Below are 21,293 nucleotides of genomic sequence, written 5' to 3' on the forward strand. Positions count from 1 at the left end.
GAATCGGCGCCACGGTGGCCGCCGGGCAGGCGCGGTGGGGGAGCGCGGAGCCTGACCGGACGGGGGCGTGGTGGCCCGCGCTGATAGGCTGGCCGGGTGACTTACGAGATTGAGATCGGCCGCGCCAAGCGCGGCGTGCGGGCCTATTCGCTGGACGACGTCGCCATCGTCCCCCACCGCCGCACGCGGGACCCGCAGGACGTATCCGTCAACTGGCAGATCGACGCCTACCAGTTCTCCAGCCCCATCATCGGTGCCCCCATGGATTCGGTGATGAGCCCCGCGATGGCCATCGCCCTGGGGAAGCTCGGCAGCTTGGGGGTCCTGAATCTCGAAGGGCTCTGGACCCGCTATGAGGATCCCGAACCGGTCCTGGAGGAGATCAGGTCACTCGAGGCAGACCGGTCCTCCGACCAGGCGCTGGGGGCCCATGTCAGCCCGGCGGTGACCGCGCGGCTCCAGGAGCTCTACCAGGCGCCGATCCAGCCGGAGCTGATCACCTCCCGTCTGGCGGAGATCCGCGAGGCAGGCGTGACGGTCGCCGGTTCGCTGACGCCACAGCGCACGCAGGAGTACTACAAGACGGTCGTCGCCGCCGGAGTGGACATCTTCGTCATCCGCGGCACCACCGTCTCCGCGGAACACGTTTCGCAGAACCAGGAACCGCTGAACCTCAAGCAGTTCATCTACGAACTCGACGTGCCGGTCATCGTCGGCGGGGCCGCCGGCTACACCCCGGCCCTGCACCTGATGCGCACCGGGGCCGCCGGGGTCCTGGTCGGCTTCGGGGGAGGCGCAACGGCCACCACGCGTCGTGCCCTGGGCATCCACGCCCCCATGGCCACCGCCATTTCCGACGTGGCCGCCGCCCGCCGGGACTACCTGGATGAGTCAGGCGGACGCTACGTCCACGTCATCGCCGACGGCGGACTGGGCACCAGCGGGGACATCGTGAAGGCCATCGCCATGGGAGCGGACGCCGTGATGCTGGGCAGCGCGCTCGCCCGGGCCGAGGAGGCCCCCGGCCGCGGCTGGCATTGGGGTGTCGAGGCACACCACGGCAACAGCCCCCGGGGTGACCGGGTGCGCGTCGGCACCGTTGGCCCCCTCGAGGAGGTCCTCTACGGGCCATCGCGGCACACCAACGGAACATCGAACCTGGTCGGTGCGTTGCGCCGGGCCATGGCCACCACCGGTTATTCCGAGCTCAAGGAGTTCCAGCGCGTTGACGTCGTCGTCTCGCCATACGAGGCTGGATAGCATGACACCACGCGAGCGCCCGAACCTGCCAGATGCCTCCACCGCGCGGGGGGTCCTGGACCCCGGCTTCCGGGAATCCTCGCTGGAGGCACTGCGGCTCTCGGGGACCGACCCCGACGGCGAACTGGACCTGCTCATCATCGGCGGGGGAGTCGTCGGGGCCGGGGCCGCACTGGACGCCGCCACCCGGGGCCTGAAGGTCGGGATCGTGGAGGCCCGGGACTGGGCCGCCGGCACCTCCTCGCGCTCGTCCAAACTGATCCACGGCGGGTTGCGCTACCTGGAAATGCTCGACTTCGCGCTGGTGCGGGAGGCCCTGCAGGAGCGTGGCCTGCTCATCGACCGGATCGCCCCGCACCTGGTCCGCCCCGTGCCCTTCCTGTATCCGCTGACCAAACGCTTCGTCGAGCGCCCCTACGTCGGGGCCGGCATCGCCCTCTACGACGGGATGTCCATGGCCTCGGGCCACAGCCGCGGCGTGCCCTTCCACCGCCACCTGAGCCGCAAGGGGACCCTGCGCAGCGCACCCAGCCTGAAGGACGACGCCTTCGTCGGATCCATCAGGTACTACGACGCCCAGGTCGACGACGCCCGGCTGGTCCTGGACCTGGTCCGCACCGCTGCGAACTACGGGGCCCTGGCCGCCAACCGGGTCAAGGTCGTCGACTTCCTGCGCGAGGGCGAACGCGTGGTCGGCGCCCGGCTCGAGGACCAGGAAAGCGGTGAGGCGTTCGAGGTCAAGGCCAAGCAGATCGTCAACGCGACGGGCGTCTGGACCGACGAGACCCAGGACCTGGTGACCGATCGTGGTCAGCTGCGCGTCAAGGCGTCCAAGGGCGTGCACCTGGTCGTCCCGCGCGACCGCTTCCAATCCACCGTCGGGCTGATCCTGCGCACCGAGAAGTCGGTCCTGTTCGTTATCCCCTGGGGCAGGCACTGGATCATCGGCACCACGGACACCGAGTGGAAACTCGACAAGGCGCATCCTGCAGCCTCCAGCCAGGACATCGACTACATCCTCGACCACGTCAACCAGGTCCTGAAACGCCCGTTGACGCGCGAAGATGTCGAAGGCGTCTACGCCGGGCTGCGGCCCCTGCTCGCCGGGGAAAGCGATTCGACGGCCAAACTCTCCCGCGAACACGTCGTCGCCCATCCGGTTCCCGGCCTTGTGGTCGTCGCCGGTGGAAAATACACGACCTACCGGGTGATGGCCAAGGACGCCATCGACGAAGCGGTGCGCTCGATGGACCAGAACGCCCCGGCCTCCTGCACCGAGATCATTCCGCTGCTGGGAGCCGAGGGATACCGCGCCACGTTCAACAGCAGGCACCGCCTGGCCAAGGCCGCGGGGATCCACGTCTCCCGGGTCGAGCACCTCCTGGGCCGCTACGGCTCGCTGGCCCGTGATGTGCTCGCACTGCTCACCGCCGACCCGGAGCTGGCCCGGCCGCTCCCCGGCGCCGATGACTACCTGGCCGCCGAAGTCGTCTATGCCACCACCCACGAGGGGGCACGCCACGTCGAGGACGTGCTCACCCGCCGAACGCGGATCTCCATCGAATCCTGGGACCGCGGCGTCGCCGCCGCCCCGGTCGTCGCCGGGCTGATGGCACCGCTGCTGGGGTGGAGCGAGGCGCAAACCGAGCGGGAGGTCACGTCCTACCATGCCCGGGTCGCCGCGGAGCGGGCCAGCCAGGAACAGCCCGACGACGTCTCCGCCGATGAGACACGACTGAATGTGGAAGACATTGTCCCCGTACGCGACTGACCACGACGCAGAACTGACAACCCCCGCGCTGGTGGTCCTGGAGATGCAGGCGGCCGACCGTTCCGAGGCCGTCCGGCTTCTGGCAGGTCGACTGTACGACGCCGGCAGGATCGATGATCTCGAGGGTTTCGTCGGCGAGGTGGAGGCCCGCGAGCACCAGCTGGCCACCGGCCTGCCCGGGGGCATCGGCATGCCGCATGCCCGCACCACCCACGCCGATGTCGTCTCCATCGCCGTGGGGATCACCGCCTTCGGGCACTCCCTGGACTTCGGCTCCGCCGACGGGCCGGCGACGGTGGTCCTGCTGCTGGCCACACCGGCGGGCAGCTATTCGCTGCATCTGCAGGTCCTGGCCACCCTCGCCCGGAGCCTGTCCAAGCAGGCGTTCCGTGAGTCGCTGCGCCGCGCCTACGACGCCGAGGTCATTGCCGACCTGGTCAATTCCACTGTCGACTTCACCGACGTCTAGGCCGCCGGGAGCCGGCGGCGTAGCCGGGTCGATCAGTCCAGTGAGGCCGCGAACCCCGGCTCGGTGATCAGCAGGCCGGCGACCTTCCCCGACCGGTCCACTGCCACCTTGGCGTCCATGATCCCGTCGGAGAACACCAGCGAACAGTGCACAAAGCGCGTGGATCCGTTGCGCCGGACCGTGGCGGCTGTCAACCGGTCAAAGGCACCGAGGGCCTCGCGGCAATCGGCCCAGAGCGACGTGACGGTGGCCGGTGGGACCTGCGCCAGCATGCGGGCGGTGAACTCGGCGCCGATGCCCTCGTGGTCGCCTGCGTCGATGGACGCAAACAGCCGGTGGACCTGTTCCAGGAGCTCGGCATCCCCGGACCGGCGCCCGTCCCGGGTCGAAATGCCTGCCGCGAAGCGCTGGTAGGCGGCCTGGCGGGAGATGCCCAACTGGTGGCCGATGTCCTGCCAGCTCAGGCCCGCGGCGTGGGCGTGTGAGGCGGTTGCCACCAGCAGGTCGTCGGCGAGGTTCTTCAACTCCTCGGCCCTGCGGAGGGCGGCCACGGCCCCGGAGGCGTCGACGGGGGTGGCGAGGCCGGCGGCCAGTTCGGCGGCCCGCCGGGCCCGGGCACTGTGGCCGTCGGCAGCGTCAGTGGAGGAATCCATACATCACCAGTACCAGAAGCGCGCCCTCGATCATGAGCGACACGACAGTGCGGATCCTGCGCTCGGCGGGACCGGGGCGCACCAGGGTCGGCCAGCGGACGCCCAGGGCCGTCGCGCCGACTGCCACGGCCGCTGCCGTGGGATACCAGGACCACATGGGTACGGCGCCCGTACCCATGACCACCACACCCAGCACTGCAAGGGCCGTCACGGCCACCAGCGAGCCGATCCGGTTCAGTGCGGGTTCTGCCGTCGTGGAGCGCACCATCCGCAGGCACCAGGGGCCGGTCAGGGCCAGCAGGATGAGGGGAACCGCCACGGCGACATAGGTGCTCATCGGCTGCCTTCGTCCAGGAGGGCGAGTCCTGCCTCGTCCACACTTCGGGCAGCGCCGGAGAGCACGACCACTGCACGGTGTTCGTTCGGTTGCAGACCCAGGTAGGTGGCGAAGCCGGCGGTCATCCCGTTGTGCCAGATGACCTCCTCTGAACTGCCTCCACCGGTGCCTGCGGGAGTGATCATCCAGGCCAGCCCCACCTGGCCGCCTTGTCCGTCCCCGGTGACCGGGTCCAGGCTGCCGGTTCCCGGGGCACTGCCATCCATCACGGCCCGGGCCAGCAGGGCCAGGTCCGCCGCGGTGGATCGGATCCCACCGGCCGGGGCGAAACCCTCCATGGGCCACTCGGCGGCCACGTGCCCGGATTTCAGATGCCCGGTGGCCATCGGCGTGGCCAGACGGGGCGCGGTGCCGTCAGCGGGGGAAGCGGATTCGGCGTCCAGCGGCTGGACCCAGGTATGGTCCATCGACAGCGGGCCGGTGATCCGCTGGGCCACCAGCTCGGGGTAGCTGGTCCCGGTGACCCGGGCCAGTGCCTGTCCCAGCAGGGCGGCCCCGAAATTCGAATACCGGAAGCCATGAGCAGGATCCGGGTGTGCCGTGCGCCCCAGCTCGATCACGTCCTGAACGGACTGGGTATACGGATTCGTGTTGGCAAATTGCGAGAGCACGGAGCCCGCGATGAATCCCGCGGTGGCCGGCAGCCGGGGCAATCCGGAGGTGTGGGTGGCGAGCTGGCCCAGCGTGATGCCCCCCGGGCCATCGGCGGGGTAGCCGAAGATCGCGGCCAGTGTCGTCTTGGCGGTGACCTCTCCGCGGTCGATGGCATCGGCCAACAGCAGACCACCGAAGACCTTGCTGATGGACCCGAGTTCGAAGGCCGTGTTCTCATCCGCTCCACGGCCCGCGAACTGGACCTCGCCCTGCTCCAGGCTCGCGACGGCGAAATCCCCCGCCGGTGCCCCGGGACCGTCGATGATCCGGCTGGCCAGATCCCGGTCCCCGGTCGGTGCCGCAGCGGGAAGGGCACGCGGCGCGGCGACGAGGAGGATGGCGATGGCGGCCGCGGCGATGACCCAGGGGATCCGGCGACGCCTCGTCCGGTGCGCACCGTTGGTCCGTGTGGAAAAGCCCATGCCGTCAATATCACATTGACATGCGACGCCTGTCAATAACTTCTTGACGATCATGGCGACGACGGGACGGCATTCGCTCTTCTACAGGGCATCGAAGTAGGCTGGAGCCTGTGTTCAAGACTGCCCTGAAGCCCAAATGGATCCTCGCGCTGGTTGGCGCACTCCTGGCGGCGAGCGGCTTCGTCCTCTTGAGCCAATGGCAGTTTTCCCGCTCGCAGGACGCGCCACCGCCGCCGGTGTCCACCACCGAATCCGCGGTCCCGCTGACCAGCCACTTCAAGCCGGCCACCGTGATGTTCGAATCCGCCGCCGACCAGGTCGTCAGCGCCAGCGGCCATTTCGTCGACGGCAAGCAGGTACTCGTCAGGAACCGCCTCCAGGACGGGGACAAGGGCTACTGGGTGGTCGCCGCCTTCGAGGTCGACGGTGCGCCCAAACACAACACCATTCCCGTCGTCCGGGGATGGCAGCCCGAGCCCACACCGCCGCCTGCAGTTCCGGAGGGCCAGCTTGACCTCACCGGACGGCTCCTGCCCACCGAGGCACCCATCGACGGCAAACCCGACGGGCATCCGGGACTGAGATCCCTCTCCGTCGCCCAGCTGATCAATATCTGGGACGTGCCCTCCTACAGCGGCTTCATCGTCGCCTTCGACCTCGCCACCCCGGCAGGAGCCGATGCGGGGGCATCGGCTGCGGGGCTCGAGCAGGTCAATGTCGGACCCCAGCCGCAGGACCAGGAACTGAACTGGCTGAACATCTTCTATGGCATCGAATGGTTCGTCTTCGCCGGATTCGCCGTCTTCCTGTGGTGGCGCCTGGTGGTCGACGACTACCGCCGCGAACAGGAAGACCTCGAGGACGACCTGGCGGCAGCCCACGCAACATCCACCCCCACCAACCCCGAGGACCAGCAGTGACCAACCAGCCCACCCCGGCCCCCCGCAAGCGTCGTTTCGCAGGAACGCCGGCACAGATCCGCAGCGCCGCCACCTTCTACAAGGTGCTCGCATACGCCACCGGCGTGATGCTGCTGCTGTTGTGCATCGAGATGATCGCCAAGTACGCGTTCAGCTTCGAGGCCTACATCGGATCGCTGAACCTCTCGACCACCGTGCTGATCGTGCACGGCTGGATGTATGTGGTCTATCTCGCAGCGGACTTCAACCTCTGGTCCAAGATGCGGTGGCCTTTCAGCCGTTTCATCACCATCGCCCTGGGTGGCGTGGTGCCGTTGCTCTCGTTCATCATGGAAAAGAAGGTCCACGGGGAGGTCGAGCGCGAACTGCGCGAGCACCCCGAGGCCGCCAAGCGCTACTGAGCCGCAGGCGTCACATCCTCCAAGGTGCATCCCGGGCCCGCTGGCGACTAAGCTGGAGTGCGTGACCAACCCAGCCCCCACCCCAGAGCACCAGCCGGTTCTGGTCGTCGACTACGGAGCCCAGTACGCGCAGCTGATTGCACGCCGCGTCCGCGAGGCCAACGTTTACTCGGAGATCGTCCCGCACACCTTCACCACCGAACAGATCCTGGCCAAGAACCCCTCGGCCATCATCCTTTCCGGCGGCCCCTCGAGCGTCTACGCGGACGGGGCACCGCACGTCGGCGCCGACCTCTTCGAGGCGGGTGTTCCCGTCTTGGGCATCTGCTACGGCTTCCAGGCGATGGCCAATGCCCTCGGCGGCACGGTCGCCGAGACCGGTCTGCGCGAATACGGCTCCACCGACGCGACCGCGACGGGCGTCTCGCGCTCCCTGCTGGCCGGGCTGCCCGAGGAGCAGAAGGTCTGGATGAGCCACGGCGACTCCGTCCAGGAGGCCCCGGCCGGCTTCGAGGTGCTCGCCTCCACTCAGGGGGCACCCGTGGCGGCCTTCGCCCACGCGGACAAGCGCCTCTTCGGCGTCCAATGGCACCCGGAGGTCAAGCACTCGGTGTACGGCCAGCGGGTGCTGGAGAACTTCCTGTTCGACGGCGCCGGACTCGAGCCGTCCTGGACCACCGGCAACATCGTCGAGGAACAGGTCGAGAAGATCCGTGCACAGGTCGGCACCGGCCGTGCCATCTGCGGGCTGTCCGGGGGAGTGGACTCCGCGGTCGCCGCCGCACTGGTGCAGGAGGCCATCGGCGACCAGCTCACTTGCGTTTTCGTGAACCACGGCCTGCTGCGTGAAGGCGAAGCCGAGCAGGTCGAACGCGACTTCGTGGCAGCCACCGGCGCCAAGCTCTACATCGCCGACGAGCGCGAGCGGTTCCTGACAGCCCTGGAGGGCGTCACCGACCCCGAGACCAAGCGCAAGATCATCGGCCGCGAATTCATCCGTGCGTTCGAGGCCTCAGAGGCCGCCATCATGGCGGAGGCGGCGGACAGCGGGGAACCGGTCCGCTTCCTGGTCCAGGGCACGTTGTACCCCGACGTCGTCGAATCAGGCGGTGGCGAGGGTGCCGCCAACATCAAGAGCCACCACAACGTGGGCGGGCTGCCGGAGGATCTGCAGTTCGAACTCGTGGAACCGCTGCGCGCACTGTTCAAGGACGAGGTCCGGGCCGTGGGATCCCAGCTGGGCCTGCCGGACGAGATCGTCCAGCGCCAGCCCTTCCCCGGGCCCGGCCTGGGCATCCGCATCATCGGGTCGGTCAACGAGGAGCGCCTGGAGCTGTTGCGCAAGGCCGACGCCATTGCCCGCGCCGAACTGACCCGCGCCGGGCTGGACCAGGAAGTCTGGCAGATGCCGGTTGTCCTGCTGGCCGACGTCGGTTCGGTCGGCGTCCAGGGGGACGGGCGGACCTATGGCCATCCCATCGTGCTGCGACCTGTCTCATCGGAGGATGCGATGACCGCCGACTGGTCGCGCCTGCCCTACGACCTGCTGGCACGCATCTCCAACCGCATCACCAACGAGGTCGACGGGGTCAACCGGGTCGTCCTGGACGTCACCAGCAAACCGCCGGGAACCATCGAATGGGAATAGGCGCACCGTCCCCGACGGGGCGCGCCTGACGCGGAGGGAAGGCCCCGACCTTCCCTCCGCGTGCTTTAACCCCGTGCTGATGGTGTTTTGATCGGACAACCGCGGCCCCGTGTCGCGTAACTTAGGTAATGGCGTGCGCCGTGAACCGCGCACCGGCTGGCCCCCTCCACCCCGGGCGGGTGGGGACGCAGGGCCCCAACGTGAGGAAGGTGGTGTTCCGGTGGTAGGGACGCAACAAGGCGAGGCGGCACTGACCGATTGGCTGGAGAAGCTCGGTCCCGGAGCGGGAACCGACACCCTGCTGCGCTTCGCCGGGTCGACGTCCAACTGCATCGACATCACCCACACCCACCCGTCGGGCCTGGCCCAGTTCCTGGCCGGCCGACGCACCCGCTTGTCGATGCTGCTGCGCGACGTCGACACCTACAACCAGGCACGCCGCACCGCACGGGCCCTGCGCGCAAAGATCCGCGAACTCTCCGAGGACCGTGGCATCGACGTCGGATACCTGGCCTCCGGCGTGGCCACCTGGCGAGCCGTGCAGGACGGCCGCTCCGAACAATTAAGTGCCCCCATTATGCTGGGGCGGATCTCCCTGACGCTGCGCGAGGGACAGGACGACGACGAGATCCAACTGGCCGGACGGGCCCAGGTCAATCCCGCACTCGTGCGGTACCTCCGGGAACAGCAAGGCCTGTCCATCGACGTGGAGGCCCTCGAGCAGGCCGCCTACATGACGGCACGCTTCGATCCGCGCCGGGCTCTGGACAGCCTGCGCGAACAGGTCTCGTCCCTGCCCGGCACCGTGATCGAGCACCGCCTGCTGGTCTCCACGTTCGCCGACCTGGCCGATCCGGCCGATCCGTCGCGCATCGATACCACGCACCCGGTGGTCTCTCGGCTGCTGTCCGACGACGCGGGCCAGGACGTGGTGGTCCCCGAGCCCGAGATCACGGTCCGGAGCAGCGATGAACGCGACCCGGCCGACGAGTCCCTGGTCCTCGACGCCGATGAGAGCCAACAGGAGGTCCTGGACCTGGTCGGTGCGGGGGAGTCCGTCGTCGTCTCCAGTCCTCCCGGCACCGGGCAGACCCAGACCGCCGTTAATGCCGCTGCCATCCTGGCCGGTCAGGGCAAACGCGTCCTCGTCGTCGCCGAGCGCCGCGCTACCGCCCGCAGCCTCAACGAGAAGCTCGCCGAACTGGACCTGGCCTCGATGGCCCTGCGGCTCTCCCCGGAAGTTGGCCCGGAGGAACTCCGCGCCCAGCTCACCCAGGCCATCCTGCGCAACGAGCGGGCCACCGAACCCCAGCTGGGCAAGCTGCACCAGCGGCTCACCGAACACCGCCACGCCCTGTTGGACCACGTCAACTCCCTGCACAACGTCCGCAGCCGCTGGAACTGCTCCCCGTACCAGGCGATGCAGGAGCTGGCCCGGCTCACGGCTATGGATCCGGCACCATCGACGTCGGTGCGGCTGAAGCGCTCGGTGCTCGATAGCATCAGCGACCGCGGGGAAACCGCGGTCCGGTTGCGTCGTGCCGCCGAAGTCGGCAGCTTCACCCGGGCGACCACGCTCAGCCCCTGGTACGGTGCCCGGCTGCGCAACCGCCGTGAAACCGACGATGCGCTCGCCATCGCGACCAGCCTCGCCGAGGACCTGCCGGACCTGCACCAGCGCATGCTCACCGTCGCCGACCACTCCGAGATCACCCTGGGCACCACCTTCGCCGAATGGGGTGCCCAGCTCGACCTGCTCGTGGCAGTGCGCGGCAGCCTGGACAAGTTCGAACCCGACATCTTCGACCGCTCCGTCGAGGACCTCATCAGCGCCACGGCCAGCACGTCCTGGCGTCGCGAACGCGGGATCGAGATGAGTTCGATCACCCGGTCCCGGCTGCGCCGCGTGGCCAAGGAATACGTGCGCCCCGGCGTGCACATCTCCGACCTGCACGCCTCCATCGTCGAGGTGCAGCAGCAGCGCGAAATGTGGAACCGCTACGCGACCAGCCAGCGCCACCCCAAGGTCCCCACCGGACTGCTCGAGCTCGACAAGTCCTACCGCGATGCCGGGGACCGGCTGGAACGCCTGGTCCAGGCGCTGGCTCCTGCCGGTGACCGTGGCGCCCTGCAGGACCTGCCCGTCGAGGACCTCGTGGCCCGGCTCCAGGCGCTGGTGGACAGCGAGGAAGCCCTCCACGTGCTGCCCGAAAGGACCCTGGTCCTGGAACAACTGCGTGAACAGGGCCTCGGCGAATTGCTCGATGACCTCGAAGCACGCGAGGTCGGCGTCGAGGAGGTCGCTGCCGAACTGGATCTTGCCTGGTGGCAGTCCGCCCTCGAGGCCATGATCAGCGGCGACGAATACCTGGCGATGTCGGACGGTGAATCACTGCGCCGGCTCGAGGCCGAATACCGGCTGGCCGACAACGCGCATATCGCCTCCGGGGCCTCGCGGTTGCGGTGGCAGCTGGCCCAGCGCTGGAAGGCCGCCCTGGCCGACCACCGCGCTGCCTCGCGTGAATTGCGCATGATGCTCAAGGACGGCGAACCCAGCCTGGCGGACCTGGCCGGCCTCGGCGTGGGACTGGTCAATGCCCTGGTTCCCGTCTGGGTGGGATCGCCGCTGCTGATCCCCGCCGTCGTCCCGCAGGACGTCGAATTCGACGCGGTGATCCTGTTGGATGCCGATGCGCTGTCGCTGCGCTCGGCGATCGGCTCGATCAGCCGCTCCGGGCAGGTCATCGCCTTCGGCGACGGGATGCTGGGCAAACCGCGTGGCTTCCACGTCTCGGTGGACCCCACCGCATCGGCCCGGGAGCCGCGCGAACCGGTCAGCACCTTCGAGGCACTGTCGACAGTGCTGCCGTTGCGCCGGCTGCGCACCGTCTACCGCGGTGTGGACGAGGGCCTGACCGAGATGCTGGGACGCGCCTACTATTCCGGCTCGCTCCACCGCCTGCCGGCAGCCCGCGCCATGTCCGATGGCACCCCTTCGTTGTCCGCGGACTATGTTCCCGACGGCACCGGGATGCCGGGGGCCGGTGCCGAGGGCGTGGAGACCACCGTCGCCGAGGTCAACCGGGTCGTGGACCTGGTCTTCGGACACATCCGCCGCCGCCCGCACCGGTCACTGGCCGTCATCGCGGCGAACCAGCGCCACGCGGCGCGCATTGCGGAGGCCATCTCCCTGCAATTGCCCAACTACCCGTGGGCCCAGGAATTCTTCAAGGGCACCGTCGAGCCGTTCCAGGTCTCCTCCGTTGAACGGGCCCATGGGCTGGTCCGCGATGCAGTGATCTTCTCGCTGGGGTTCGGGCGGACCCCGCATGGCAAGAGCCTGCACGAATTCGGTGCCCTGTCCTCCGCACGGGGCGATGAGCTCTTCGTCACCGGGGTCACCCGCTCGCGTGACCTGTTGCATCTGGTCAGCGCCGTCGCGCCCGAGGACCTGGATCTTGACCGCGTGGGCAGCGGCGCCCGTCAATTCATCGAACTCGTGGGCCGTGTCAGGTCCGGGGAATCCGGTGTCACCGGCGATGGACATCCGCTGGAGGACCCGCTGGTGGCCGACCTGAAGGCGCGGCTGGAGGCGGCCGGCGCCACCGTCAAGCAGCGCTACCGCGGCGTCCTGGACCTGGCGGCGCAGGCCTCCGACTCCTCGCCGGCGGGCGCCGAGCCGCCCCTGGCCGTCGTCTCCGACGGAACCGACGCGTACCGGCAGATGACGGTGCGTGAACGCAGCCGGCTGCGCCCCCAGCTGCTCGAATCCATGGGGTGGCGGTACATCCCCCTGTGGACCATCGACGTGTTCTCCGACCCGGCGAGCATCGCCACGCAGATGGCCCGTTTCCTGGGATTGGAAGACGAAGCCGATACCACCACCGACCGGGAGGCCGACATGGAACCAGGACAGCCGGGCCGCCGGCAAGCAGCCGACGCACCACAGTCCACCGACCCCCGGGCCGCCGAGCCGGCCGGCCGTCATGCAGCCGACCCGGTGTTGCCCAGCCGCGCTGCAGATGATGACCCGAAGCGCTGGGGTGACCGCGAGGGCGATCACGACCAGTGGCTGCGGGAGCAGCGCCCGCCCCACTGGGGCTGATCCGCCTACCCGGGGCCGACGAGGACGAGGAAGATCTTTCCGCGCGCGGCGGCCCCGGCCAAGGCAGCGGAATCCCGTTGGGAGGCGGCCACTACCACCATCCCGGCGGTATCGCCGGCCTCCAGCCATGAACCGCTGCTCCCGGACGGGACCCACAGCACCGGAACACGGTGGGCGATGACCGTGGAGTCCACGGACCGTTCGTAGCCATTGCCTTCGCTGAGGACGACGTCGACGAGCTGGCCCGGGGCCAGCAGGCCGATCGTTTCGGTGTCGCTGGGACGCACGGGGACCGCCACCGTGCCCGGCGCAGTTCCCGTGAGCAATCCGGGGCCCACCAGCATGGCAGAGCCCAGCGGCGAACCGGCGGCCACCGGAAGGGCGAGCTGCTGGCCGGTGACCGACTCCGTCGAGGCGAACACGTCGGGCGGCAACGCCTGGCTGGCCAGATGGGAAATGCGCAGCGACGAGGCCTGAAGTACGGCGCCGGCGGGCAGGTCGCGGGCGGCGACGACGACGGGAACCGTTGCCGTGTGCTCGGGAGCCAGGGCCGACAACGATGCGGCCACCGCCAGGGCGGCCAGGGCGGCGGCCAGGGGGCGGCGGTAGACCGCCAGCACCTCACGCCAGGAACGGCGGTACCGGGCGGGACGCCCGGGTGGGCGCGGGGAACGGCGGTGGGATCTCATCCACCCAGTGGGCCACGATCGTGCCGGCAGCCGGGCCCGCGGAGCACCCGCTGGGGATCCGGCCCCACCGTCCGCCGGTGGGCGGACGCGGTGAGGGGGACGTCAGGAGCCGGTGGAGACCTTCTGGCCGGAGGAGGCCGGGGACGTCGTCGCGGGGGTGGCGCCGGTGGCACCGGAGGAGGATCCGTCGCCGGAGGCCGCCTTGGCCGACGCAGCGGCCGGGGCCGAGGCGTTGGAGCTGTTGCGCGAATCGGTGCGGTAGAAGCCCGAGCCCTTGAAGACCACGCCCACGCTGTTGAACTTCTTGCGCAGGGTCCCGTGGCAGACCGGGCATTCGGTCAGCGAATCCTCACTGAAGGACTGGACGGTTTCGAATGCGTGGTTGCAGTCCTTGCAGGCGTAGGCGTAAGTGGGCATCGTGTTCCTTCGTTGCACTGGTCTCGGTGGGGGACCCGGCAGGTCCCGCGGGGTCGTCTTGGCACTCGCATCCACCGAGTGCCAATTCTACCTCATGGCACCAGCGGTTCGCCGACCCAGGTGATCCCCGCTGCCGTGAGCACCCCATCGACCGGCTGGTCCCCGGAGTCCACCTCGAAGGTTCCGGCGGGCACCAGCTCGTGCTCGTACACCATGGCCAGCAGCACCGGTGGGTGCTCCAGGGTGCGCAGTGCTGCGATGAAACGGTCGTAGTAGCCCCCGCCCTGCCCGAGCCGGCCGCCGGCGGGATCCACCACCTGGGCCGGGACCAGGACCACCCCGACGTCCTCCATGACGGCCAGCGGGTGGCGTTCACCCACCGGTTCGTCGATGGGGGCCACCGTGGCCCGCGCCATCGGCACCCCCGGGTACCAGTCGGCCCAGGACAGGCGGCGTTCCGGTTCGCAGATCGGCACCAGGATCCGATGCCCCCGGCGGTGCAGGTCCTGGAGCAGGGCACCGGTGGGCGGCTCCGCCCCGTAGGAGAGGACCGAGGCCAGGGCGCAGGCACCGCCGTCGTCCCCGAGCCAGTCGAGCAGGTGCGCCTGGATGCCAGCGGCCTCGAGCCGGCGTCGTCCAGGGTCCATTTCGCGGCGCAGGGTTCGGAAATGCGTACGGGCCGCCGCCTTTGACATGGTCTCCACCCCTTGATCGTAGGCCAGGGTGCCCGGCGGCGGGTGGGCGGCGGATAAGCTGACGGCATGGAATTCGGAACCGGTTCGTGGCCGGTGACACTGGAGAGCGGTGATCTGCTGCTCCGGCCGTTGCGGTACCGGGACAAGGCCGAATGGATGGCACTCAAGCGCCGCAACGCCGACTGGCTGCAGCCCTGGGAGGCGTCGGCTCCCGTCGCCGGGGGAGCGCTGCCGACCTATCGGGAGATGGTCGCCTCGCTCAACCGGCAGGCCCGGGCGGGACTGACCCTGCCGTGGGTGATCGCCCTGCGCCAGGAACCGCGCCGCGCCCCGGTCATGGTCGGGCAGCTCACCGTCTCGGGCATCATGTGGGGATCGGCGCTGAACGCGTCGCTGGGGTACTGGATCGACGTCGCCCACGCCGGCGCCGGGATCACCCCGCACGCCGTGGCCCTGGCCACCGACTACTGCTTCGGCACGTTGGGGCTGCACCGCATGGAGATCAACATCCGCCCCGAAAACGCCTCCAGCCTGCGGGTGGTCTCCAAGCTCGGCTTCCGCGACGAGGGGCTCAGGGAACGGTTCCTGCACATCAACGGGGACTGGAGCGACCACCGGACCTTCGCGCTGACGTCCGAGGAGGTCCCCGGCGGGCTGCTGCAACGGTGGCTCGCCAACGACGCCACCCGCTGACACGCACGTCAACCCGGGGAATGTGAGGCACGACAGCGCGGACACACCGGTGTCAATGCGGCCCATGGTGGGGTGGGCCACGTAACGTCGGTGGGGTGGACATCCAAGTCGAAAGCTCAGTGGTCCTGGCGGCCATGATCGCCGTGCTGCTCGCCTTCATCGTCCCCTCGGTCATCCGCCGCGGGCAGAAGTCCACCGAGCCGTCCCTGGCGCTGGCCGAAGCGCCGATGGCGGCCACCGAACACCCCGCCGCTGCCGACACCACCGCGGCACGCGGCACGGCAACGAACGAGACCTCACGTCCCCGGAGGAACACCATGGCAACGCCCGCACGGTCACGGACCGCCGCACCCCAGCAGGCACCGTTCCGGATCAGGTACGACCGCCTCGGCGTCGCCGCTGCAGGTGCCCTGGCCGCCGTCGTGCTCGTGGCCGGCGCGATCCTGGCGCCCTTCGGCGTGGTCTCCGGACTGGTTCCCCTGTTGGCCGCGATCGTCCTGGTGGCCTCCTTCATCGGACTGCGCGCCTTGGCGGTGCGCGACCGCCGCCGCAAGGTCCTGGCCCGCATGGAAGCGGTCTTCCACGAGGCCATGCACACAGCCCCCGCCGAACCGGTGCTCCGGCGCCGCACCACCACCGTCTTCGACGCCCGCGACACCGGCACCCCCGCGGCCGAACAGCCCGGGACCACGCACGAACGAACGTCTGCACCCGCCGCGGCACCCGCCCCCCGGACCTGGGAGCCGGTGGCCGTGCCGAAGCCGACCTACGTCGGGGCGGCCAAGGCCGAGCGCCCGGCGCCCGAGCCGCTGCCGGCCCCCGAGGCGAAGAAGCCGCAGAAGGTCACCAGCATCCTGGCCGAGACCCGGCTGGCCGAACAGGGCGCCGCCCTGGCGGACCAGGCCGAACGCGGCGAGGCCGCCGGGCAGCCGAGGCGGCTGCCGGAGACCGCGCGCCGCCAGGCACCGCAGACCGGCGGGATCAACCTCGACGCCGTCCTGCAGCGCCGCCGGGCCTGATCCGGCCCGGACGCGCCGCCGCGCGGCAGGAACCCGATGCAGGACGGCTTCAGTGACGCGGACCAGGCCCAGGCGCTGGCCGCCCACGGCCCGGAACTGATCGCCCGCGCCTGGGCCGGACACCTCGGCGACCACGACCCGGCCACCGCCCGCCAGGTCCAGTTCCAACAACGCCCCGGGGCCGGAACCAGCATCGTCTACTCGCTGCGGCACGGCACCACCGAACTCTTCGTCGGCCTGACCACCGAGGTGCTCGACGACGCCGACGGCCCCCACCTGCGACGCGTGCAGCTGGCATCCCCCCGGGGCCGCCCCGGCGCCGGGACACTGGCCGTCGCCAGCTGGCTGCATCCCCACGACCCCCGCCTGCCGGGCCTCGCCCACGCCGGCGTCGCCTCCGAGGCCGAACGGCTCTGGGGCGACGGTGACCGGCTGACCCGGCTGCACACCGTCACCTACCGGCCCCTGCGCCGGGCCGTGCTGCGCGCCGACTTTGCCACACCCGGCCCCCTGGTGTCCACCCGGCGCGTGTACCTGAAGGCACTGCGCCCGGCACCGGCAGCGGATCTGGCCCTGCGCCACCGGATGCTCGCCGCCGCCCACCTGCCGGTGGCACCGCTGGCCGGGGAGGTGCTCCACGGCGTGGTGGCCACCGCCGCCATGCCCGGCGAGTCGCTCTCCACCACCCTGCTGCACGACGGCGGTGCCCGGCTGGATCCGCTGGCCCTGGTGGAGCTGCTGGACCGGCTGCCCGACACCGTGCTGTCCCTGAACCGGAAACCGTCCTGGGCCGACCGGCTGGCACGCTACGCCGGGGCCGCCGCCACCGCCCTGCCCGAGCGCACCGGGGACATCGAGGCGCTCTGCTCCCGGTTGCGCGGGATCATCGCCGCCCGCGATCCCGGTCCGGTGGTTCCGGTCCACGGGGACTTCTACGAGGCCAACGTGTTGATGACCGGCACCAGGATCAGCGGATTGCTGGACCTGGACTCCGTGGGGCCCGGGCACCGGGTCGATGACCTGGCCTGCCTGCTGGGGCACCTGGCGGTGCTGCCCGCGGTCAACACCCGCTACCGCGACATCTGGCCGGTCATCGAGCGGTGGGGCACTGCCTTCGCCCGCGGCGTCGACGGAGCGAACCTGCACGCACGGGCCGCTGCAGTGGCCATCTCGCTGGTGGCCGGGGCACGCCGCCCGGGCATGACGTCCTGGTCGCGGGCGGCACAGGCGAGGCTGGACGGTGCCCTGCGGTTGGCCGAGCTGGCCGGTTAGCCGGCCGTCTCCGCGGACCCCGGCGGCGGGTTGTCGTCGCCGTCGTCGTCGTCGGTGGAGTCGGTGGCGTCCTGCCCGTCGGCCTGCCCGTCGGCCTCCTGGGCCTCGACGAGCGAGCGGTTGGCCAGATCGGCTGCCTCCTTGGCCTGCACCGGCAACCCCAGCGAGAGAAGCACCTCGGCGAGCCCGCGCTGTGCTGCGTAGAAGTGGGCGACGCTGCCACGGTGTTCGGCGGCGATCAGCCGGTACATGCGCGCCGCCTCGTCCCCGCGTTCGGTCTGGGACAGGACATGGGCGGCGAACAGCTCGGCGTTGCCTGCCCCGTCAGTGTCCTCGGCGACCTTGAACCGGTCGGCGGCCTCCAGGGCAGCGGCGACGGCCTCGGTGGCATACCCCAGCGCCCAGAGCGAGCGGGCGCGGGTGTCGCGGAAATCGGCCTGGTGCCAGTCGGCACCGTCCTCGTCGGCCAGCTCGATCGCCTCGCCCAACACGGTCAGGCCGGTGGGGTCCCCGCTTTCGGCCAGCGCGTGGCCGTAGGCGTGCAGGGCGACGGGCAGCACGCTCGGATCGTCCTCCGCGGCGCGCGCCAGCTCGGTGGCCCGGGAGAAGTGGCGCAGGCAGGCCGCGGGATCCTCGGCGTCGGAGAGCAACGTCCCGGCGCTGAGGTGTGCGCGGGCGGCATCGCCGGCCAGCCCGGAGCGTTCGAACCCCGCGGCGGCCCGTTCCCACGCCAGCAGCGCATCCTCTTCGCGTTCCTGATGGCGCAGGCAGTGGCCCAGGGACATCAGGGCCCGGGCCGCGTCGTCGTGCCGGCCCCGGGCCTCCAACAGGGCGCAGAGCGATTCGAGCACCTCCTCGGCCAACAGGAACTCCTCGGCCTCCAGCAACTGGTTCCCCAGGGCCAGCCGGACGGCCCAGGTCTCCTCGAACTCGCCGCGTTCTGCCTGTTCGACGGCGATGCGCCAGGCGGTGATCGCCGCCTCCTGGTCCAGGTCGGCCGAGGCGATGTTGGCCACCAGTGCGGCGGCCGAGACGGCACCGCGGCGCACTCCGGTGGCCGAGTAGAGGGCCAGCGCCTCCACGGCACAGCCCTGGGCCTCCACCGGGTGGCCGAGCTCGTGGTGGCAGGAGGCCTTGACCATCCAGACGGCTGCACGCATGGCCCGGTTCACGTCCAGCGCCAGCAGCCGATCGGCAGCCTCGAGGGCCAGCTGCTGCCGGCCACCCTTGGCATGGCCGTGCGCCAGGTACAACAGGGCCCCGGATTCGCTTTCGGGCCGGCTCCCGTCCCGGTAGGCGTCGGCGCAGCCCTGCAGCTCCTCGAGGGCCTGCTCGTCGCCCTCCTCGAACCGCATCACGGCCAGGGGCAGCCGGGCGTCGGCCAGCACGTGTGCCGGTGCGCCGGCTGCGGCATGGGTGGCCAGGGCGGCCTGCAGGACGGCCGTTTCCCCGGGGCGCGGCTCGCGGAAGAGCAGGCCGCCCAGGTGTTCCTCCAGGTCGGCCTGGTGGGTCCGGCCCAGGGTGCGCAACCAGGAGATCCGCCGGGCCGCCGCGGCGTCGGCACCTGCCGTGTTGCCGTCGAGCTGCTGGACGGAGGCGAGGACCCCCAGCAGGGACAGGCCCACCTCGCTGGCGGACGGGTCGGCGTCGGGGCCGGTCGGTTCCGGCGTGAGCTCCAGTCCGGCTTGTGCCGCCCGGGCGGCGCCCTCGTGGTCCTCGGAGTAGGCCCGTTCGTAGGCCAGCTCCAGCCACCCCCGGGCATCGGCGGGCGCGGCCAGCGGGTCCGGCTGCGGTGTGCCCGAGATCCCGTGCAACCGCTGCGTCAGTGCTGACAAATGCCTGATCCTCCCAAGCTCGGGGTTCCGGTCGTCCCCGGTGGCCGGTTGTGCCTCCAGCCTAGTGCCTGGCCGCCGCGGCGAGGTGGCGCAACAAGGGCTCGGCCCGGTATCCGATGTGCTCGCTGAGCGCCAGCGACGTCTCGGTGCGGATGACCCCGCGCATGCGCAGGATCGAGCGCAGCACGCCCTGCAGGTGGTGGGTGTCCAGTGCGACGACCCGGCACCAGATGTCGCCACGGCCGGAGATCTCGTGGACCTCCAAGACCTGTTCCTGTTGGCGCAAGGCGGCGATGACGGCGTCGAGTTCGCGGTGGGAGACCTCGATGGTGATGAACGCCAGCACGTCGTAGCCCAGGGCGGCCAGGTCGACCTCCCGGCCCCCGGTGCGCAGCACGCCGGCGCGGTCCAGCCGCTTCAGGCGCGACTGCACGGTGTTGCGTGCCACGTCCAACGTGGCGGCGAGCTCGCCGATCTGTGCCCGCGGGTGCTCCAGCAGTGCCAGCACCAGGCGTAGTTCCAGCGCGTCAAAGGTTGCCATGATGCCTCCCAGTAGATCACATTAACCGCCGATTCTGATCAAAATCGTCAAACAAGGTGCGCTTGGGCGTTCATGGAGATCACCAGAACGCAGAATGGTGATTGAAAGGCCAGCGTCGGGACACCCACCGGCCGGCCGCCGAGCCCGCACCACCCCATGAGGCACCGTGACCGTCATCAGTGAACTGCGCATGCGCGCCCAACCGACCACCAGCGCCCGCACGGGCTGGGACGCGTCGGTCAACATCCGGCTGGTGCTGACGTTCTCCGCCACGGTGCTGCTGCTCATCGGAGCCAACCTGGCCACCCCGCTGTATCCGCTGCTCCAGGAGCAACTGGACCTGGGTCCCTTCGCCGTGACGCTGGCCTTCAGCTCCTATGTGCTGGCGCTGATGGCAGGACTGGTGCTCTATGGCCACTGGTCCGATCACATCGGCCGACGCGCCGCCCTGGTGCTGGCCGTCCTGGGTGGAACGGCGGGCGTCGTCGTCTTCGGCACGGCCGACAGCCTGTCGGGGCTGATCCTGGGCCGTGTCCTGCAGGGGGCCGCCGTCGCCCTGTGCACCGGTGCCAGCAGCGCCGCCCTGCGCGAACTGCTGCCCCGCAACCCGGAATGGGCCAGCCGGCTGACCCTGCTGGCCTCCTCTTCCGGGGTGGCCGCCGGCCCGGTGCTCGGGGGACTGATGGGGGCCCTGCCGCAGCCGACCCGCACGCCCTTCCTCCTGCTCGGTGCAGTGCTGTTGCTGGTCCTGGTCCCGCTCTGGGCGCTGAAGGCCAGGCCGGCGCTCTCGCCGGCTCCGGGGCACCGCGCCGCCCAGGTCCTGCGCCCCCGCCGGATCGGAGTGGTCACCGATGCCCGGGGGCCGTTCCGCCGGGCGGCATCCATCGGGTTCCTCAGCTTCGCGCTCTTCGGATTTGGGCTGTCGCTGGCCCCGCGCTACTTTTCCGACCTGTTCGGGATCGACACGCTCGTGGGCATCGGCGTGCTGGCGGCGCTGACCCTGGCCGCCTCCTCGGCGGCCCAGCTGCTGGGCCGCTCCCACCGACGGCTGCTGCCCTGGGCGCTGGGCGCCATGGCCTGCGGGATCGTGCTGATCGCCGTGGCCGGATCGGTGCGCAGCCTGCCGCTGCTGGTGGCCGCCAGCCTGCTCGCCGGTGCCGGCCAGGGCACCGCCTTCCGGACGGCCTTCAACGAGGTGGCACTCGCCGTCGAACCGTCCAGGCATGCGCAGGTCATCAGCTCCGTCTACGTCGTGACGTATCTGGGCAGTGCGGTGCCCGTGCTTGGCCTGGGTCTGGTCGCCGGTCTGATCGGGCTGCCGGCCGCCGTGGCCTGGTTCGCTGCGGTCATCGCCGCCGGCTGCCTGCTGGTCGCCGTCGCCGCAGTGCGCGATGCGCGGCGCCAGCGGGCCTGAAACCTGAAACGCCGGTCC

The 21,293-nt window shown here is 70.4% G+C and carries 19 protein-coding genes; 11 read left to right on the forward strand and 8 right to left on the reverse strand.

The genetic code is table 11. The annotated features are described in order from the left end of the window. The first annotated feature begins 96 nt into the window (after positions 1 to 96). Genes ACN0TP_RS02310 through ACN0TP_RS02320 form a run of 3 tightly spaced genes read left to right on the forward strand, consistent with a single transcriptional unit; the run spans position 97 to position 3,500 of the window. Positions 97 to 1,260 (forward strand): GuaB3 family IMP dehydrogenase-related protein, encoded by a 1,164-nt coding sequence (locus tag ACN0TP_RS02310; protein WP_417216084.1) that lies wholly within the window; start codon positions 97 to 99, stop codon positions 1,258 to 1,260. A gap of 1 nt (position 1,261) precedes the next feature. Further along, positions 1,262 to 3,031 (forward strand): glycerol-3-phosphate dehydrogenase/oxidase, encoded by a 1,770-nt coding sequence (locus ACN0TP_RS02315; RefSeq protein WP_417216086.1) that lies wholly within the window; start codon positions 1,262 to 1,264, stop codon positions 3,029 to 3,031. Continuing rightward, positions 3,000 to 3,500, forward strand: a complete 501-nt coding sequence (locus tag ACN0TP_RS02320; protein ID WP_417216089.1) for a PTS sugar transporter subunit IIA — start codon at positions 3,000 to 3,002, stop codon at positions 3,498 to 3,500. The genes ACN0TP_RS02315 and ACN0TP_RS02320 overlap by 32 nt, the downstream gene beginning before the upstream one ends. Positions 3,501 to 3,532: 32 nt before the next feature. Here ACN0TP_RS02320 and ACN0TP_RS02325 read toward each other — a convergent pair whose 3' ends face one another. From ACN0TP_RS02325 to ACN0TP_RS02335, 3 genes are read right to left on the reverse strand one after another with little or no spacing between them, the layout of a single operon-like run. Beyond that, positions 3,533 to 4,153: a hypothetical protein gene (locus ACN0TP_RS02325; protein WP_417216092.1), complete on the reverse strand. Its 621-nt coding sequence runs from the start codon at positions 4,151 to 4,153 to the stop codon at positions 3,533 to 3,535. Next, the gene (locus tag ACN0TP_RS02330; RefSeq protein WP_417216095.1) at positions 4,137 to 4,490 is read right to left on the reverse strand and encodes a hypothetical protein; all 354 of its coding nucleotides are present in this window, start codon (positions 4,488 to 4,490) and stop codon (positions 4,137 to 4,139) included. Before ACN0TP_RS02330 ends, ACN0TP_RS02325 begins: the two co-directional genes overlap by 17 nt. Continuing rightward, the gene (locus tag ACN0TP_RS02335) at positions 4,487 to 5,626 is read right to left on the reverse strand and encodes a serine hydrolase domain-containing protein (protein ID WP_417216098.1); all 1,140 of its coding nucleotides are present in this window, start codon (positions 5,624 to 5,626) and stop codon (positions 4,487 to 4,489) included. Before ACN0TP_RS02335 ends, ACN0TP_RS02330 begins: the two co-directional genes overlap by 4 nt. Before the next feature lie 110 nt (positions 5,627 to 5,736). Here ACN0TP_RS02335 and ACN0TP_RS02340 point away from each other — a divergent pair, with 110 nt between their 5' ends. The 4 genes from ACN0TP_RS02340 (at position 5,737) to ACN0TP_RS02355 (ending at position 12,700) form a co-directional block, all read left to right on the forward strand. Beyond that, on the forward strand, positions 5,737 to 6,546 hold the full coding sequence (locus ACN0TP_RS02340; RefSeq protein ID WP_417216100.1) for an SURF1 family protein: 810 nt from the start codon (positions 5,737 to 5,739) through the stop codon (positions 6,544 to 6,546). Beyond that, complete coding sequence (locus ACN0TP_RS02345; protein WP_417216102.1) at positions 6,543 to 6,947, forward strand: DUF3817 domain-containing protein; 405 nt, start codon at positions 6,543 to 6,545, stop codon at positions 6,945 to 6,947. The genes ACN0TP_RS02340 and ACN0TP_RS02345 overlap by 4 nt, the downstream gene beginning before the upstream one ends. 61 nt (positions 6,948 to 7,008) lie before the next feature. Further along, positions 7,009 to 8,595 (forward strand): glutamine-hydrolyzing GMP synthase, encoded by a 1,587-nt coding sequence (gene guaA / locus ACN0TP_RS02350; RefSeq protein WP_417216104.1) that lies wholly within the window; start codon positions 7,009 to 7,011, stop codon positions 8,593 to 8,595. A 220-nt stretch (positions 8,596 to 8,815) separates the two neighbouring features. Next, positions 8,816 to 12,700 (forward strand): DNA helicase, encoded by a 3,885-nt coding sequence (locus tag ACN0TP_RS02355; protein WP_417216107.1) that lies wholly within the window; start codon positions 8,816 to 8,818, stop codon positions 12,698 to 12,700. Between the two features lie 5 nt (positions 12,701 to 12,705). Here the strand turns inward: ACN0TP_RS02355 and cpaB are convergent, their stop codons facing one another. From cpaB to ACN0TP_RS02370, 3 genes are all read right to left on the reverse strand, one after another. Then, positions 12,706 to 13,389 carry a Flp pilus assembly protein CpaB gene (gene cpaB, locus ACN0TP_RS02360; RefSeq protein WP_417216108.1) on the reverse strand — a complete coding sequence of 228 codons (684 nt, stop codon included), beginning with the start codon at positions 13,387 to 13,389 and terminating at the stop codon, positions 12,706 to 12,708. Positions 13,390 to 13,491: 102 nt separating this feature from the next. Further along, positions 13,492 to 13,806, reverse strand: coding sequence for an FmdB family zinc ribbon protein (locus tag ACN0TP_RS02365; protein WP_417216110.1), 315 nt, complete (start codon positions 13,804 to 13,806; stop codon positions 13,492 to 13,494). Positions 13,807 to 13,898: 92 nt separating this feature from the next. Next, positions 13,899 to 14,501 (reverse strand): 5-formyltetrahydrofolate cyclo-ligase, encoded by a 603-nt coding sequence (locus ACN0TP_RS02370; protein WP_417216495.1) that lies wholly within the window; start codon positions 14,499 to 14,501, stop codon positions 13,899 to 13,901. Positions 14,502 to 14,567: 66 nt separating this feature from the next. On the opposite strand from ACN0TP_RS02370, the gene ACN0TP_RS02375 reads away from it, so the two are divergent. The 3 genes from ACN0TP_RS02375 (at position 14,568) to ACN0TP_RS02385 (ending at position 17,485) form a co-directional block, all read left to right on the forward strand. Continuing rightward, positions 14,568 to 15,194, forward strand: a complete 627-nt coding sequence (locus tag ACN0TP_RS02375; protein ID WP_417216113.1) for a GNAT family N-acetyltransferase — start codon at positions 14,568 to 14,570, stop codon at positions 15,192 to 15,194. 95 nt (positions 15,195 to 15,289) lie between these two features. After that, a complete protein-coding gene (locus ACN0TP_RS02380) occupies positions 15,290 to 16,213 on the forward strand; it encodes a hypothetical protein (RefSeq protein WP_417216116.1) in 924 nt (307 codons plus the stop codon). 36 nt (positions 16,214 to 16,249) lie between these two features. Then, positions 16,250 to 17,485 (forward strand): phosphotransferase family protein, encoded by a 1,236-nt coding sequence (locus tag ACN0TP_RS02385; RefSeq protein ID WP_417216118.1) that lies wholly within the window; start codon positions 16,250 to 16,252, stop codon positions 17,483 to 17,485. Here the strand turns inward: ACN0TP_RS02385 and ACN0TP_RS02390 are convergent. Both ACN0TP_RS02390 and ACN0TP_RS02395 read right to left on the reverse strand, forming a co-directional pair. Next, a complete protein-coding gene (locus tag ACN0TP_RS02390) occupies positions 17,482 to 19,320 on the reverse strand; it encodes a hypothetical protein (protein WP_417216120.1) in 1,839 nt (612 codons plus the stop codon). The two genes, ACN0TP_RS02385 and ACN0TP_RS02390, sit on opposite strands and share 4 nt — an antisense overlap. A gap of 61 nt (positions 19,321 to 19,381) precedes the next feature. Further along, on the reverse strand, positions 19,382 to 19,861 hold the full coding sequence (locus ACN0TP_RS02395; RefSeq protein ID WP_417216122.1) for an Lrp/AsnC family transcriptional regulator: 480 nt from the start codon (positions 19,859 to 19,861) through the stop codon (positions 19,382 to 19,384). A 166-nt stretch (positions 19,862 to 20,027) separates the two neighbouring features. Between ACN0TP_RS02395 and ACN0TP_RS02400 the strand changes: the two genes are divergently transcribed. Next, positions 20,028 to 21,275, forward strand: coding sequence for an MFS transporter (locus ACN0TP_RS02400; protein ID WP_417216125.1), 1,248 nt, complete (start codon positions 20,028 to 20,030; stop codon positions 21,273 to 21,275). The last annotated feature ends 18 nt before the right edge of the window (positions 21,276 to 21,293 follow it).

Source organism: Arthrobacter sp., assembly GCF_048266065.1.
In the GTDB taxonomy this organism is placed as follows: Bacteria; Actinomycetota; Actinomycetes; order Actinomycetales; family Micrococcaceae; genus Arthrobacter_H.

Coding starts and splice junctions, on each gene's coding strand:
- ACN0TP_RS02315 (WP_417216086.1), top strand. CDS start 1,262: ATGACACCACGCGAGCGCCCGAACCTGCCAGATGCCTCCACCGCGCGG.
- ACN0TP_RS02320 (WP_417216089.1), top strand. CDS start 3,000: ATGTGGAAGACATTGTCCCCGTACGCGACTGACCACGACGCAGAACTG.
- ACN0TP_RS02325 (WP_417216092.1), bottom strand. CDS start 4,153: ATGGATTCCTCCACTGACGCTGCCGACGGCCACAGTGCCCGGGCCCGG.
- ACN0TP_RS02330 (WP_417216095.1), bottom strand. CDS start 4,490: ATGAGCACCTATGTCGCCGTGGCGGTTCCCCTCATCCTGCTGGCCCTG.
- ACN0TP_RS02335 (WP_417216098.1), bottom strand. CDS start 5,626: ATGGGCTTTTCCACACGGACCAACGGTGCGCACCGGACGAGGCGTCGC.
- cpaB (WP_417216108.1), bottom strand. CDS start 13,389: ATGAGATCCCACCGCCGTTCCCCGCGCCCACCCGGGCGTCCCGCCCGG.
- ACN0TP_RS02365 (WP_417216110.1), bottom strand. CDS start 13,806: ATGCCCACTTACGCCTACGCCTGCAAGGACTGCAACCACGCATTCGAA.
- ACN0TP_RS02370 (WP_417216495.1), bottom strand. CDS start 14,501: ATGTCAAAGGCGGCGGCCCGTACGCATTTCCGAACCCTGCGCCGCGAA.
- ACN0TP_RS02375 (WP_417216113.1), top strand. CDS start 14,568: ATGGAATTCGGAACCGGTTCGTGGCCGGTGACACTGGAGAGCGGTGAT.
- ACN0TP_RS02385 (WP_417216118.1), top strand. CDS start 16,250: ATGCAGGACGGCTTCAGTGACGCGGACCAGGCCCAGGCGCTGGCCGCC.
- ACN0TP_RS02395 (WP_417216122.1), bottom strand. CDS start 19,861: ATGGCAACCTTTGACGCGCTGGAACTACGCCTGGTGCTGGCACTGCTG.